The 15,894-nt window shown below is 35.7% G+C and carries 11 protein-coding genes, 1 pseudogene and 1 CRISPR repeat array; of the genes and pseudogenes, 1 reads left to right on the top strand and 11 read right to left on the bottom strand.

Going from position 1 to position 15,894, the window contains the following annotated elements:
* Positions 1-168 precede the first annotated feature (168 nt).
* From brnQ to dnaG, 4 genes and pseudogenes are all read right to left on the bottom strand, one after another.
* A pseudogene (brnQ, locus tag ABKA15_RS04460) lies at positions 169-1,490 on the bottom strand (branched-chain amino acid transport system II carrier protein).
* Between the two features lie 154 nt (positions 1,491-1,644).
* On the bottom strand, positions 1,645-1,974 hold the full coding sequence (locus ABKA15_RS04465) for a metal-sulfur cluster assembly factor (protein ID WP_003024629.1): 330 nt from the start codon (positions 1,972-1,974) through the stop codon (positions 1,645-1,647).
* Between the two features lie 18 nt (positions 1,975-1,992).
* Positions 1,993-3,105 (bottom strand): RNA polymerase sigma factor RpoD, encoded by a 1,113-nt coding sequence (gene rpoD, locus ABKA15_RS04470; protein ID WP_049513326.1) that lies wholly within the window; start codon positions 3,103-3,105, stop codon positions 1,993-1,995.
* A 2-nt stretch (positions 3,106-3,107) separates the two neighbouring features.
* The gene (gene dnaG / locus ABKA15_RS04475; protein WP_301331515.1) at positions 3,108-4,883 is read right to left on the bottom strand and encodes a DNA primase; all 1,776 of its coding nucleotides are present in this window, start codon (positions 4,881-4,883) and stop codon (positions 3,108-3,110) included.
* Positions 4,884-5,038: 155 nt separating this feature from the next.
* Between dnaG and mscL the strand changes: the two genes are divergently transcribed.
* Positions 5,039-5,419, top strand: coding sequence for a large conductance mechanosensitive channel protein MscL (gene mscL, locus ABKA15_RS04480; protein WP_049513331.1), 381 nt, complete (start codon positions 5,039-5,041; stop codon positions 5,417-5,419).
* 241 nt (positions 5,420-5,660) lie between these two features.
* Here mscL and rpsU read toward each other — a convergent pair whose 3' ends face one another.
* The 7 genes from rpsU to cas9 all read right to left on the bottom strand — a co-directional run bounded on the left by rpsU (position 5,661) and on the right by cas9 (position 15,698).
* Complete coding sequence (rpsU, locus tag ABKA15_RS04485; protein WP_000048054.1) at positions 5,661-5,837, bottom strand: 30S ribosomal protein S21; 177 nt, start codon at positions 5,835-5,837, stop codon at positions 5,661-5,663.
* 136 nt (positions 5,838-5,973) lie between these two features.
* A complete protein-coding gene (locus ABKA15_RS04490; RefSeq protein ID WP_049513332.1) occupies positions 5,974-6,312 on the bottom strand; it encodes an ATP cone domain-containing protein in 339 nt (112 codons plus the stop codon).
* Between the two features lie 226 nt (positions 6,313-6,538).
* A complete protein-coding gene (locus ABKA15_RS04495) occupies positions 6,539-8,854 on the bottom strand; it encodes a CAP domain-containing protein (RefSeq protein ID WP_049513334.1) in 2,316 nt (771 codons plus the stop codon).
* Positions 8,855-8,983: 129 nt separating this feature from the next.
* Positions 8,984-9,810: direct repeats of the CRISPR family, unit length 36 nt; unit sequence GTTGTACAGTTACTTAAATCTTGAGAGTACAAAAAC.
* A gap of 72 nt (positions 9,811-9,882) precedes the next feature.
* Complete coding sequence (gene csn2-St / locus ABKA15_RS04500) at positions 9,883-10,926, bottom strand: CRISPR-associated protein Csn2-St (RefSeq protein ID WP_049513336.1); 1,044 nt, start codon at positions 10,924-10,926, stop codon at positions 9,883-9,885.
* Entirely contained in the window at positions 10,923-11,246 is a 324-nt protein-coding gene (gene cas2, locus ABKA15_RS04505; RefSeq protein WP_037590192.1) for a CRISPR-associated endonuclease Cas2, read from the bottom strand. Before cas2 ends, csn2-St begins: the two co-directional genes overlap by 4 nt.
* Complete coding sequence (cas1, locus tag ABKA15_RS04510; RefSeq protein ID WP_037619531.1) at positions 11,246-12,157, bottom strand: type II CRISPR-associated endonuclease Cas1; 912 nt, start codon at positions 12,155-12,157, stop codon at positions 11,246-11,248. Before cas1 ends, cas2 begins: the two co-directional genes overlap by 1 nt.
* Before the next feature lie 160 nt (positions 12,158-12,317).
* Positions 12,318-15,698 (bottom strand): type II CRISPR RNA-guided endonuclease Cas9, encoded by a 3,381-nt coding sequence (gene cas9 / locus ABKA15_RS04515; RefSeq protein ID WP_186832735.1) that lies wholly within the window; start codon positions 15,696-15,698, stop codon positions 12,318-12,320.
* Between the last annotated feature and the right edge of the window lie 196 nt (positions 15,699-15,894).

The following is a 15,894-nucleotide window of genomic DNA, read 5'->3' on the forward strand; positions in this document are numbered from 1 at the left end:
ACAGAACTAAAAATTGAAAATTTTTAGTTCGTAGTCCCACCCCCGCAAGGGTGATTAGGTGCTCTTCTGAGATTGAAAAGCGAATGAAGAGTCCAATCACCTACTGCGTTATTCGTTTATTACTAAATCTAATAGAAGCTGAGCACTTTTGTCTCAGCTTCTTTTTTATCATTCCATTTCAAATGTGTCACTCTTTTGTTTATTTGGCAAAAACAAAGACAACACAATCCCGACAATCGTTGGTACCAGCCAAGGAATTGAAGCTTGCGCAAATGGCAAAGCATTGATTAAATTGCTCACACTAGTCAATTTAAATTGCGAGCCAATGATATTCGCAAAGGCAATAATTGTTACAACTGCGACCGTTAGCTGCATTCCAATCTTAGATAAGGCAATAAACTTATTGACAATCACAATCATTACAATCGCAATGGTAATCGGGTACAAAATTTGCAAGACAGGAACTGAATACTGAATAATCGCTCCCAAACCAAGATTTGCAATTGCAAATCCAATCAATGTAAAGACTGTTGCATAAGTTTTGTAGCTGATTTTAGGAAAGGTTTTATTGAAAAATTCTGATGTTGAAACAATCAAACCAACCGTAGTCGTGAAGCAGGTCACTGTTACCATGGCTGCAAGGAAAATCTGTGCTGTCGGACCAAAAATAGCTTGTGTAGCTTGAGATAAGACATAAACTCCTTTATTGGCATCAGAAGATATTACATCAGCCGGAATTGGGAAATGATTTCCAAGAAATCCTAATCCAATATAAAGCGCACTAAATCCCAATGCAACAACAATTCCAACAATCCAAATCGTTGAGATATATTCTTTTTTAAAAGCCGAGTTGGTTCAATGTTTGCACAGCGATAACGCTAAAAGCAACAGAGGCAAGTGCATCAAGTGTATTATACCCTTCAAGAAAGCCAGTTCCAAAAGCTGCTTTTGCGTATTCCGTGCTAGCAGCTTGCGGTGCAGCTGCTCCATATTTTATCGCCCCTAAAATGACTAGAATGACAATCAAAATGGCAAACACAGGAGTCAAAATCCGACCAATCCGATCCAAAATTTTGGAAGGATTTAATGAAATCAAGTAAGCAGCCACAAAATACAAGATTGTAAAAATAATAAGTCCTAATCCAGTCATATTACTCGAAAGCAATGGTACAATTCCAACTTCATAAGAAGTCGTTGCCGTCCGAGGAATGGCAAAAAATGGACCAATCGCTAGATATAGAACTACCAAGTAACTGGTCGCAAACCAAGGAGAAACCTTTTTAGAAATTTCGTAAACATAGCCTTTGATTTAAAGTACCGATAATCAATGTTAAAATAGCAATTCCAACTCCTGAAAGTACGAAGCCTGCAATTGCTGACCAGAAGTGTTCGCCAGACAAAGCTCCTAAAGTTGGCGGAAAGATTAAATTCCCTGCGCCGAAAAATATTCCAAACAAGAGTAATCCCGTCAGTGCTCCCTTTTTAAACATCTTCTCTCCCTTTTCTAAAATTTAGTATGTTCAACCATTATAATAGATTCTTACAATACTTCAAGTGATATAAAGTATAAAGTTAAAATATTGCACAAATTCTGAATGTTTGAGCAAAACAAAAGCAGCATAATCAAGTCATGCTGCTATATTCTTATTTAATCCCTAGAGCAATACGAGCGTAGCGACTCATTTTATCAACAGTCCAGGCAGGATACCACACCAATCTCACTTCCACTTTGCTCACTTCAGGTACATCTGACATCGCATCATGAATCTGATCAGTTAATAAGTCAGCCAGTGGACAACCCATTGTTGTTAAAGTCATATCAATTTGTGTCTCGCCGTTTTCACCATTGAATCGAATCTCATAAATCAAACCAAGGTTTACAATATCAATTCCTAATTCAGGGTCAATAACTTGCTCTAAACTTTCTAAGATACGATTTTTAATATCATCAATTTGTTCGTTTGTGTATGCCATGGTGCCTCCTTTTGTCTACTAATCCTCAATAAAGTCACGAAGTGGCTTGCTACGACTTGGATGACGCAATTTGCGTAGGGCTTTGGCCTCAATTTGTCGAATCCGTTCACGAGTTACGTTAAAGACTTTTCCAACATCTTCCAGCGTACGCATTTTCCCATCATCTAGACCGAAACGCAGACGTAGTACATTTTCTTCACGGTCTGTTAATGTGTCAAGAACCTCATCTAATTGTTCACGCAGAACGATACGTGTTGTGTAATCAACTGGATTTTCAATCACTTCATCCTCGATGAAATCGCCAAGATGACTATCATCTTCTTCTCCAATTGGGGTTTCAAGAGAGACCGGCTCTTGAGCAATCTTCAAAATTTCACGAACTTTGTCTGGTGTCATATCCATGCGCTCCGCAATTTGCTCTGGCGTTGGATCTTGCCCCAATTCTTGCAAAAGATTTCGTTGTTCCCGCACTAATTTATTGATTGTCTCAACCATGTGAACCGGAATCCGAATCGTACGAGCTTGGTCAGCAATCGCACGAGTAATTGCTTGACGAATCCACCAAGTAGCATAGGTTGAAAATTTGAAACCTTTGGTATAGTCAAACTTGTCAACGGCTTTCATCAATCCCATATTGCCTTCTTGAATCAAGTCAAGAAACTGCATGCCGCGTCCAACATAGCGCTTAGCAATAGAGACAACCAACCGCAAATTAGCTTCTGCCAAACGTTGTTTCGCTTCTAAGTCGCCTTGCTCCACAAGAACAGCTAATTCTTGCTCTTCTTCATTGGTCAATAACGGAACAACACCAATTTCCTTTAAATACATACGGACAGGGTCGTTCACTTTAGCAGAATTGCTACCAAGCAACTCCTCATCTGTTAATTCAGCTTCTTCTTCCTCTGTATTTAAAACCCGTTCACTTGGGTTGCCCTCTTTATCCGTAATAGCAATCCCTGCGTCCTGAATCCGTTGAAGAAGATTTTCAATGCCATCAGCTTCCAAAGTAAATGGAATGACTAGCTGATCATTGATTTCATCATCGGTTGCTGTACCAGTTTTTTTATGGTTGCGAATAAATTCTGCAACTTGAACATCAAAAGTTGTTACTTCTTTTTGTTTTGTAGCCATTCCTACTCCATTCTCCTTTTTTGAGCAATAAATCGCTCTAGCTCTTCTAATGCCGTATCTGCATCCCCACTATGAGATGCTTCACGGACTTTTTTACCAATCAATTGATTTTCTTTGCGAAGCAATTCCTTATCTCGCGTTTGCTCCACTTCAATCAGTTCCTGCTCAGAAACTTCCTCTGGTAGATTTTCTTCTAAGACCCGATACCAAGCTTGCTGTACCGAATCATTTTGCTCAGACAAATCTTGTGGCGTTACCTCGCCATTTGTTTTTAAAATATCGTACAAAGTCTGCAATTCTACTGTTGCGAAATGAAAATCTTTCCTCAAACGATAATCATTTAAAATCACAGGATTATCAATCATCCGCTGCAGAAGATGACTCTCTGCCTTAATTAGCCGCGATACTTGCTGCGTTACCGGAATGTCAAGTCTTGACACTTGTTGATGAGATTGCTGTTGTTGCTCTCTTCTATTTACTAAACGATGATTATTAACAGCTTGCTCCACCTGCTGGTAGTCAAAATCAGGTAACAATTCAGCTAACATATAAATATAGGAATTTTGTGCAGTGATTGATTGAACCTGCGCAATCAAAGGAGACATTTGTTCAACAAATTCAATTTGAGCTTGCAAGTTTTCGATATTATCTGGTTTCAAATAGTTCAAAAGAAACTCTATATCACTAATTCGTGTTTTAGTCAGTAAATTTTGTAAATCATCAGCAGAATTTTTTTTGATAAATTCATCCGGATCCATATTATCAGGAATCCTGACAATTTCAACTGATAAATCGTGCAATTCATTCAGAGCTTTTGCTGTCGCTGCTTGTCCTGCTTTATCACCATCGTACGTTAAAATGACTTTCTTTGCGAATTTACGAAGATGATCCACATGCTCATGCGTCAATGCTGTCCCCATAGATGCTACAGCATTTTCAATTCCAGCACGATAAGCGGCTATAACATCCATAAAGCCTTCCATTAAGTAAATTTCGTGACTTTTCTTAATAGTCGGTTTGGCTTTATCCAGATGATACAACTCATAACTTTTATTGAAAATCGGTGTACTGCGGCTATTCTTATACTTAGCAACTTTCTGCTCTATATCGCTTGCTTGCCAAATACGACCTGAAAAAGCAATGACTTGGCCTTTATCATTTGTCAATGGAAACATAATCCGATTTTGAAAGGCGTCATAAACCAAATTGTTATCAGCTAAGTTGAACAAACCAGAATTCATAATGACTTGCTCGTCAAATTTCCCACTAACACTTTTATAAAGATAGTTATTTTCATTGGGCGCTAAACCAATTTGAAAATGCTTGATAACTTCATCTGTTAAGCCACGTTCATAAAGATAAGAACGTGCTTCTTCTCCTATCTTTGTTGTCATCAATACTGCATGGTAAAATCTTGCAGCTTCCGTATGAATGTCATAAAGCGCTTGATGAGGATGCGTACGCATTGACTGTTCTTTTCTGTTATGCTCTATTTCTAATGGAATCCCTGCACGATCTGCAACAATTTGTACAGCGTCCATAAAAGAAACACCACGATAATCTTCAATAAATTTAAAGACATCACCTGACTTTCCACAGCCAAAACAGTGATAAAATTGCTTTTCTTCTACCACGTTGAATGATGGAGTTTTTTCACCATGAAAAGGACAAAGCCCTAGATAATTTCTTCCAGCTTTCGTTAGAGCAACGACTTCTCCTATGATTTCGACGATATTGACACTATTTTTAATATCAGAAATGATTTCTTTATCAATCAATAGACAATACCCCCAATTTATCATAGAATGACAACTTACATTTTATAACAAATTTGTCAAAAAGTAAAATATTCACTATGCTTTTTAGACATTTTATTGAACTTTTCACTTTTTTAAGATATAATATGTTTTAGTATTTTGAAAGGAAAAAGAAAATGTTAAAAGATCTTAAAGAGTTTTTGCTTCGCGGCAATGTAATTGATTTAGCAGTCGGTGTTATCATTGCCAATGCTTTTGGAGCTATTGTGACTTCACTTATCGGAGATGTTATTACTCCACTCTTTCTCAATCCAGCTTTAAAAGCTGCTGGTGTAGAACAAATTGCTGGTTTAAAATGGAATGGTATTGCATATGGTAGTTTCTTAAGCGCTGTTATCAATTTCCTCGTCATCGGAACAGTTCTCTTCTTCATCGTCAAGTCTGTTGAAAAAGCGCAAAGCCTTACTAAAAAAGAAGAAGACACTACTGAAGAAACTGCAGGACCAACTGAATTAGAAGTTCTCCAAGAAATCAAAGCATTGCTCGAAAGCAAATAATTATGAAAAAATTCACTGATGAAAATCAGTGTTTTTTGTTTATTCTCACGGTTTCTTGATATTCTGTTTGCCTTAACCTGCCCCTCTAGCTGCTACTTCTATTAAACTTGCGGTGGAGTTTTGAGATGGCAGATAACGTCCATACGGTAAACCTGCTAAAACTATTGATTTTTATTGAGTACGAGTTCAATTTTATCTAAACAGAAACAAAAAACAGACCGAAGTCTGTCATTTTGCTCAATTAGAATTTTTTACGTTTACGAGCTGCTTCTGATTTACGTTTCCGTTTTACAGAAGGTTTTTCATAGAATTCACGTTTGCGTGTTTCTTGAAGAGTACCAGCTTTAGTAACCGCACGTTTGAAACGACGAAGAGCATCGTCAAGGGATTCATTTTTACGTACTACTGTTTTTGACATTTTTTTCACTCCCTTCAAGCTTAAAATCTTTTAAATTCTATCATATAAAAATACACTTGTCAAGTCCCAGAAATTAAGGAAATGTGTAATCTTTTGTAGAACAAGCAATATTATTAACTTAAAAGAGAGTTGAATTTTAGCGAATTTGTTCAAAATGTAAATGGACTGCAATATGATTGCCATAACCATTGCGCTCCAAATCTCGTTGCAAGCGGTAGGAAATATAATGCTCGGCAATAGTGATATAACCAGCACCTAGCAGACGATTTTCTACCATAGATTGAATCATACTGATAGTAGCTCGTTCAACACCAGCTTCCTCTAGATCCAACACTACTTTTTTAGTTACAAGCGCTAAATTTTGACGTAGATCATCTGTCAAGACATAAACCGTTTGTGCTGCTTTCAAAATAGCTTGATAAATTTTATCTGGATTAAAATCAGTAACTTCTCCATTACGTTTGATGACTTGCATAGAAAACTCCTTTAGTTTTATTCGTTTCATTAAGAGAATACAATTTATTATACTATTTTTGTGCTGATTCTCAAAATGATAGATACTGTGGGAGAGTTGGTAGACAAAAGCTGCGGTTTTCAATGCTTGCTTTTGATTGTCTTGATTAAAAAAAGACAAACACTCAAAAACAGAGTTGTTTGTCTTTGGGAAGAAAGATTAGATTTTTTCTAAAATCTTCAATTATTTAATCTTCGTTATTTCTTTTACGACGGCGAGCACTAGCTAGAGTTCCTAAACCAAGTAGCAAACCTAATGCAGCAACCTGATCTGCTTTAGTACCTGTAGCATGCAGAACTTTTTGACCAGTATTTTGTTGTCTAACTAACAATGGTTTTGGTTGGTAAGTTCTAGATAAGTGTAACTTTTGTACTTCTCCATATGTTTCTTTTTGAGCCTTCGGAGGAAGTTGACTTCTCAATTGCTCATAGTTTTCTTGTAACTTGGTATAAATTGAGCGAGAAATCTCTAGTTTTGCTTCTTCATCTTTTAACGTTTTAACCTTAGCAGCATAGTCGACTTGTGCAGCTTGAAGAGCCTTTTGAGCTGCTTCAAGTGCTTGTGGTGCATTTTGTAATTTTTCCAAGTTATCTTGTGCTTCTTTTAGCTTGGTTTGACTAGCTTGCAAAGCAGCTTTTGTCTTGGCAACGTTTAATTCTGCTGTAATTAAGACTTTCTTGAGTTCTGCTAATTTATTTTTAGCACTATCTAGCACTTTTTGAGCTTTTTCTAAAGCTACTTGTTTTGGTGTTAACTTGGACGCAATAGCTGCAGTAGCGCGCTCCAAAGTTGCTTGTTTTACCGCGACATTTTGCTTTGCTTTTGTCAAAGCAGCTTCTGCTGTAATCACTCCAGCATTCGCAGTAGCAAGGGCAGCTGAACGATTCGCAGCCAACTTTTGAAGGTCTGCTAATTTTGCTTTTTGAATATTTAAAGTAGATACATAACCCGTTCTTTGAGCTCGCAACACGCCTAATTGTTTTTTCGCTGCTGTTGCTTGTGCATTTGCAGCTTTTGCAGCACCAGCAAAATTACGGATTGCTTGCTCATACGCATCTGCGCTAAGAAGAGTGCCATTATTAACACGCGCATTAAAATTATGATCGTTATAGAATCCAACTTCAGACGTTCCATATACATTGCTGTATTGATTTGGAACTTGATCATATGCAGCTGAAATGGTATTAAAGTTTTTATCCATCATTTGAAGATAGTGACCAACTCTATAGAAGAAAGTAAGTTGACCACGATTACGTAAGGTGGTATAAATTTGATTGGAATCAATGTCTCGCTCATTGGTTGTTAAGCCATACTTAGCTGCCTCAGCCATATAGATAGATTTTTCCTTATGCCAGAAGTCAACGGCTCCTTTCGGAGTAAAACTAATCGCTACATTTTCATTTCTCAAATATTTGCCCATATGCCAATCTGCTCTTTCAAAATAAAGAGTTTGGACTTGGCTGGCTGGATTTTTGTAAGGATCAATTAATAATTCTTTTAATCCAGCTTGTCTACGATAAGCATTGATCGCTCTAACTAACTCAATTGCTTTTAAATTATTTTCTAAAGTTGCTGGGCTTGTTGTGTCAGAACCAACTGTAATACCGTCTTCACGTTTAGCTCTTTCATAAGTTGTTAGAGCTTCAGCAGCTGCATTACGAATCGCTTGGTTGGCTCCATTTGTTTTAGCGTGTTGTAAAAATTCACCGTAGGTTGCTTTGCTTAAATCAACATTTCTTCTATTATCAGCTGACTGTTCGGCACGAGCTACTTCAGTGGCTTTTTGATCAATAGCTGCTTGATTTTCTGCAACTTTTTGCTCACTTTTCTTGACTTGTTCGGTAGCTGAATTGATTTCTTTAGGAAGATTAGCAACTTCTTCCTTCACTTTAGCAAGATTATTTTGCTTTTCTGCTAAATCTTTTTCTGCTTGTTTTTCTGAATCTTGTGCTTGGTTGAGCTCTTGCTGCTCATTTGCGACCGGAGCTTTTGCTGTATCTAATTCACGTTGTGCTACATCAACAAGTGATTGTTGCCCTGCAACAACATTTTCTTGATTTTTAACAGCTTCTTTTGCCTTTGTTTCAGACTGTTCTGCTTCTTGAACCTTATTTTCCTCTGTTGTAACCGCCTTCTCTGATGTCGCCACTTCTTCTTTTGCGGTTTCAATAACTTCTGGAGTTGCTTCTTTCTTTTCTGCCTTAGCATTTGCAACAGCTTTTTCGCTATCTGCTACCGCGTCCTTTGAAGTATTTACATCCCCTTTAACTTGCTCTACAACTTTTTGCTGAGCATCTGTCTGAACCTTTGTAGCATCGGCTTGCAACTTTGCTGATTGAACATCTGTTTCTGTAACTGGTTTGGTGATTTTTTCAGATGTCTTTGGCTTAGTAGATTGTGTTTTTACTTCTTCGGCATTTACTTGATGTGATAAACTGCCTGAAATAATAGTGGTTGCAGCTAAACCGGTCGCAACTACCGATTTTTTAATTTTTCTCTCCATTAGACGGTCTCCTAATATACTTGCTACTTTTCATTATAAACCATTTCAGCCTAAATTACAATTCCGCTAATGTATTACTCAGATAACTATTAGATTACAATTCTTTTACATCAAACAATTCCTAATGTAGTTGTACAGTTACTTAAATCTTGAGAGTACAAAAACAGAATAATCTTTTTATTTTTTTCAAAAGCAGTTGTACAGTTACTTAAATCTTGAGAGTACAAAAACTTGCTTCTTCATTGTGCTCTTATGCTAACTGTTGTACAGTTACTTAAATCTTGAGAGTACAAAAACGGATAAGGATAACTATGAGATTATGCTGAAGTTGTACAGTTACTTAAATCTTGAGAGTACAAAAACAGCATTCGGTTCAATCCGTAAAACAAAATTGTTGTACAGTTACTTAAATCTTGAGAGTACAAAAACCGGCTAATGTGCCGGTCACAAAATCAATCAGTTGTACAGTTACTTAAATCTTGAGAGTACAAAAACGATTGCCCACGGCTTAAAATCTTTAATGACGTTGTACAGTTACTTAAATCTTGAGAGTACAAAAACACACGGTCAATAGACCTATAAATCATTTGGGTTGTACAGTTACTTAAATCTTGAGAGTACAAAAACGGTTCTGGCAAGTCAGCTGGAACAACTTCCGTTGTACAGTTACTTAAATCTTGAGAGTACAAAAACCCATTGCCGTTGAATATTTCTGCCAAATATGTTGTACAGTTACTTAAATCTTGAGAGTACAAAAACGGCAGAAAATGGTGACAAACTCCTTGCGAAGTTGTACAGTTACTTAAATCTTGAGAGTACAAAAACGTGGTTTCTTGGAAAATTCCGTCACCAAAGTTGTACAGTTACTTAAATCTTGAGAGTACAAAAACAGCCTTTCAGATTCTCCCACCGGCTCCATTGTTGTACAGTTACTTAAATCTTGAGAGTACAAAAACCTCAAATTAAAAAATTTTTTGATTTTTGTACCCTTACATTGATTATAAAGTCCTTTGATGAGCTTGTCAATCTTAATTTTTTAAAAAATTAATTAATAATTGAGTAGGTGGATTATAAGCAAAATGAATTTTCTTGTTATAATGGTATAAACTGTTCATAATTTTCAAGGTTACTATATCTTGGATAGATAAACTCATATGTGTCACGTCTTTACTAAATAAATATGGTGAAATCTTTTGCAAAGAGACGATGAAATCATCTTCTGTAGGTACGTCGTTAGTAGGATATTGACCACTAAACCTTTCATACATAAAAGAAAATTCATAAAAATGTTCAACCAAATCAGAAACAACATTGACGTATTCCATATTCTCGCGATTCAAATAAAGATAGCCTTCATTTGACGGGAAAATAATGACACTAAAATTACTGTAATTGTCGGCCATTCTCTGTAATTGCTCACAACATTTTACAAATGAGGAATAACTTAAGTAATCGTCCATATTTCTAAGGACGAGCAAAATACGATTGGTCTGGCCTTGAATCAACTGTTCTAGCATTTGCATAAAAATAATAAATTTCGTTTCATTTTCGACAAATTCAAACGATATATTCTTATCTTTGAACCCAAAATAAGGTAAAAAATTCTTAAGAATCAGCTGCTCAGTTGTAAAATACTGACTTTCTGTATGGTAATGTATATCTTCAATTTGAAAATTCAAACGTTTATTTACAATCATTGAAATTTGATCCAGCTTATCATTGATATAATCTATCTGTTCCATTATTTCAAGATTATCTAGTTTTGACTTCAAAAAATCAAACGCTACAGTCCCTTTTTTATAATCCATTTGCTCGATTAAATCTTGGATATCTGAAATAGAAATAATCTTGTAATCTGTTCTTTTAAAAATCGTATTCTCTTCGGTAATTTCTGGTTCCATTTGTCCAAAAAGGTTCAAGTCTTCTACATTATACTTTTTACCGTTGAAATACCAAATTAAGAGCTGCCACATATAGTATTTTAATTGCTGATTATCTCCCACTATTTGAGTAAACGGGCCAAAATTAATAGATAAATTCTCTCTATAAGGATGTGTAAAATTCATTTTCATATAATCACCAGCTTATTATCACTTATTACTTCTTCTTGCTTGGTCTTCCCTCCGATAATCAAGACCATTTCTGAAAATTGTTTTTCTGTAACAGCTAGTAAACGGACATTGCCACTTGGTAAATTGCTTTGTTTCAGCTTTTTATAAAATTTACTGGCAAAACTTCTGTTTGGGCAAGTTCGATAATATACAGAAAACTGCAGCATTTCAAACCCATTGGCAATCAATTCTTTGCGAAAATTACGATAGGTTCGTTTTTCCTGATTGGTTTCCATTGGCAAGTCAAAGAAACATAATAATCTCATCGCTTCATACCTCATTACATACTCCATTCCAAACTAGAAACTATTGGACAGTAAAACTTTGTTGTATCCTTATCAGCAATACATTTGATAAAACCTTTTACATATTTGTCCATTGCAACTGTGACCGAGCAGGTTTCTTTGCCATATTTAATTTTTGCGTTCAGTAGATTTGTTAAAGCCAAGCGGAATTCATATTTTAAATATTCTTCATCTCTCAAATGTTCATAAACCCAAACATCAATAATTTGGCGGAAAGGTTCCATTAAATCATCCACCAGATTGAACTGGTTGTATTCATTTTTATGAAAAATTCCAATTAAAGCATTTAGTCCATATCCAGCAACGATTCTTGCCATCTGTGCTCGCATAATGGCGTATCCGTAATTCAACCCCGCATTAATGACATCTGATTCTCGCTGAGTTACACGGATAAACTTCTTGCCAAATAATTCATTGAAATAGACCTTAGCGGCATGTCCTTCTCGATTTGTCTTATCTCCTAGTTCAATATGATCCTTATAATCCGCTAACAATTGGATACAATCAAGATTCTTTTCAAACATTGCCAAAACATCCTGCTGATTATTGATTTTAAAATAGGTAACAAGTTGCCAGAGCTTATCTTTTTGTTCCTGAGACCAGAGCAACTGTTCTTGCAGTCGTTTATAGGCCCGAAAATGCCCATTTTGAGAATGATAAATTCCCGTTGGTAAGTGTTCATTGTCACATACAATTAAGGCGATATTATACTTACTTAAAGCACTCAACAACCGAAGAGTAACGACAGTATCACCACCTTCAGCTACTATGATTGAAATATCGCTTAAAGGGATTGTATACTCTTCCCCCATTTTCTTTATTAACAAATTGTCTAATTTTAGTCTCATCTTTTCACTTTGACAGATATGTACAATTCTCCACGTCATAAAAACTCCTTTACAACACGAAAACACCCCGTCATAGACAGGGTGTTGATTTCGGCATGAAGCCTTATCTTTGTAGCTTCTGCAAGATTTAAGTAACTGTGTAAGGCGTCCCTTACAGTCACTATTATAATACATTGCAAAAGCGTTTGCAACTCTTTTTTTAAATTTTTTTCTTGAAATCGAGCTGTGGTTGATCACCCTCTTTTTTAATAAAATATTTATTACCAAGAACATCTGTTTTAACTTTATAGATGGAGATGTTAGTTTTATTAAGTGCTTTTACGCATTGAGAGGTACTGTTTGGAACATTACCTAAAATACTCATCAGTTTCTCTTTAGGTTCAAATTCCGCCTTTTTATACGGTTTAATCTGAGCTTTGTTTGAACCTCCATCATTTCTTGAAAGATATCTAAACAACTGCTGCTCTCCAATTTCGGTGTCTTTTATCAAAATCAAATCGTTCTTATATAAAGTAAATTTAAATTCTGAATCCTCGTCCACCCCTTCTTTTGCTTTGACTTTATTATATTTTTCAGGTGAAATACCGTAGCTTCCACTCCCTTTTTCAAATCTTAAATCTGAGTATTTCAATCCCATCAATTCATATTTGGAAGTCTGGGGATTAAAATAAACATCTGTCCGCCAAGGCTTCAAGGACTGCAAAACAACCTGGTTCTGACTGTTTACAGGAGTAATATCAATGTGATTGCCAAGTTTATTATCATAATACTTAAGGCTTTTAATCTCTGGGCCTTTGCCTTTTTTGCTGTATTTTCGAATAGGTCCATTTTCTTGTCTGTACTTTTCAAAAGGATTGCAGGGAATTTCTTTACCCTTTTCGTTTAACTCTTTGTCAGGATAGGTTTTAAGAATTTCTTCAATAACTTTTTCAAAGGTCTGTGGATCTTTGTGATACATCAAGAATTGAGTTTTATCTTTCTTATATCTCTTGATAAAATCTTCATAGCCCTTTTGAGAATAGATATCCTTAATTTTTCCAAGTACATAAGTTTCCTCCTGCTTATCTTTCCCCAACTGAGCTTTTCTAGTTCCATAGATTGTAGCATCTGATATTTTTCGGTTATATTTAGAATCCACTTGATAAGAAAACAAGATACTGTCTTCAAACGATTTGCTCTTCAATGTATCTACAAGATAATCATATGGTGGTCTGAAAACAAGTTCCTTATATTCGTCATCTGTCAGTGAAAGAATCTCTCCCGTTTCAGGATCTACAAGCTGCCCTTCTTTATAAGAAATCAAAGGATTATTCTGCTTTTTCCAGAGTCTCAACTGACTGGAGGTCGCGATGATGAGAGCATCTACTGCGTGGTGGTGATAGGTATCACGACTTTTTTCAATTTTCCACTTTCTTCTCAGTTGTGATGTAAATTGACCACGAACAACCGAAATTTTTGTATCGAAATCATTTGTTTTGTAAAATTCCTGCAAAGTATTTAGGACTACCCGTGATGAGTAACGTGTGTCCACGAGATTGCGCTCAATGAATTTTTGTTTTACTTCAATCTTGCTGATATCTTCTTCGGTCAGCAGATAGTCTTTTTTCTTATTACTTAAGCTTTTAGAATTCCTGACATATTGTTTGAACTCTATGTAAGACCACGCATCATCCATACTATCTAAAGCCTGGAATGGTGTTCTCTGTCCCTTTTCCTGATTAGCTGTTGCTAGCACCAGAACCTTATTGGCTAAGCCATCATCAAAAGAAAGTGAAAGCGGCAGAATATGATCAATTTCATACTGATGTGGATTATGAATTAAATCATGAATAGAGATGTTCTTTCCTGTATAAAGGCAGCGTTCTCCCTGTTGATGCCAAAGGCGAATTTTGGTTGCTAACTCTTTGTGTCCATGAAAAATACTGTCTGGTAACTCTTTTTTACCATTGTATAGATCAGCAGCTTTTTCCATTGCTGCTTTCTTTTCATCTTCATTGGCTTTTTGGGCGTTTTGAATTGCTTTTTTCTCATCATCTTCATTGCTTTCACGCGCCATTTCAATGACAATATTATCAAAAATGCCATATTTTTTGGTCGCTAAGTTGATGATTTTAATAGCCTGACGGACAGATTTGGCAACAACAGGGTTATAAATTTCATCTGTTAATTCTTTTTCATCTATGTATTTAGTTCGTTTTGAAATTTCTCTACTTCTTTGTTTACCTAGACGATTCAAAATAGTCATTTGCTCCTCTGAAGTCTCATAAAGCTCCGGAATCAATTCATTCATTAACTTAAGAGAAAAATTATGCCAACCTTTTCCAAATACCGCACTGTTTTTCTTCCTAAACTGAATTAACTCATCAATCTGCTCTTTGGTAAATGTACCAGGCATTTTACTGTTAAGAGCTTCTAAAATACCTTCACTTTCTGTGTTCAAGGTTAGAATGTGCGCTAAATCATCCAAGGTTTCTCTTGATAATATATCGACATCCACCAGTTCTAGTGTTCTCATTTTACGATAGGCGTCAAAAGTATGCATCTCCGGTTTATCAGATTTATCAATCCGATATCCTTTTATGTCATCAATAGAACCATCTACTAACTTAGCAATATATTTCAGTAAAGTTGGAGTTCCTAAAGTTTTTGCAGTTCGAGCATACTCGACAATCTGCCGCTTTTGTTCTGGTCTTAATTTTTTCGTTTCAGTTGGAACTGTTAAATTATTGAGGTCGTTGAGCAAATTAAATTCCTGCGCGGTATATGACGCCTTTGCTGCTCGATATTCATCAGGATAAAAAGTACATTTTCCAATTAAAATACCGAAAATATTTTCTAAAGTTGTTCCATCTTTTCTAAAGCGTCCGTAGTCCGTTCTTGAATTTTCATTTCCAGGACCATGATAATACTTGCGTTTACCGGTCAAAATTGTTAAATAGTCTTGAATAAATTCATCTGAAATATCTTGATTATATTCCTGTTGTTTTTTCAAAATCCTTTCAGCTTCTTTTTTATAAGAAGAGGTTGAAAAAACATTAATGAGGCGATGATTTTCGCCATTCTCAACTACAGTGAAATCACCGCGAACCCGTCCATATTTTTCAAAGCGTTCTAATTGAATTTGTCCAGGAGTCTTATCGGTAAGTAATTTTCTATTTTCTTCAACTGCTTTTCCATATTCACTGGAAGCTGTTTCTCCATCTTCACTAGCATCATCCAAATAGCTGATACCACGCCGTTTAATAATATTTTTAAGCGCAATAAACAACTCTTCAATTGTTAATTCCTCACTCAAACCTTTCACACGCAGAATATAAGGATTTAAGTTTAAAGGGACATCAGAAAAATCTGTTACAAAACCGAATTCTTCAAAAAGGTCGTTTAAGCGAACGCTGCGATGTTTCTTCCTTCGACCAAGTCTTCTGCCTTGTCTAAATCCACGACGTTCTACATTGCTATCGGCAGTTGCAGCAGGAAAAATTCTCGAATTAGCGTGAATAATTTCACCTGTTTCTTTATTTAAAATTCCTACTCCGACAGATGCAATACCGATATCCAATCCTAAAACCAAACCGTTCATGATGCTCTCCTTTTATAAAAATTTTGCTACAAATCATATTTAAAGCGCTATCATACACATTATAACATAATAATAAGCAAAATGTTTTAAAATTTAAAAATATTTCAATCGCTACCGTCAATAACAAATACCATACATCATTTCCTGATTGTAAAAGATTTCAAAATACGTTACAATAGAGAAAAAATTCTTCTGT

Source organism: Streptococcus sp. KHUD_010, from assembly GCF_040207525.1.
GTDB classification, from domain to species: Bacteria; Bacillota; Bacilli; order Lactobacillales; family Streptococcaceae; genus Streptococcus; species Streptococcus hominis.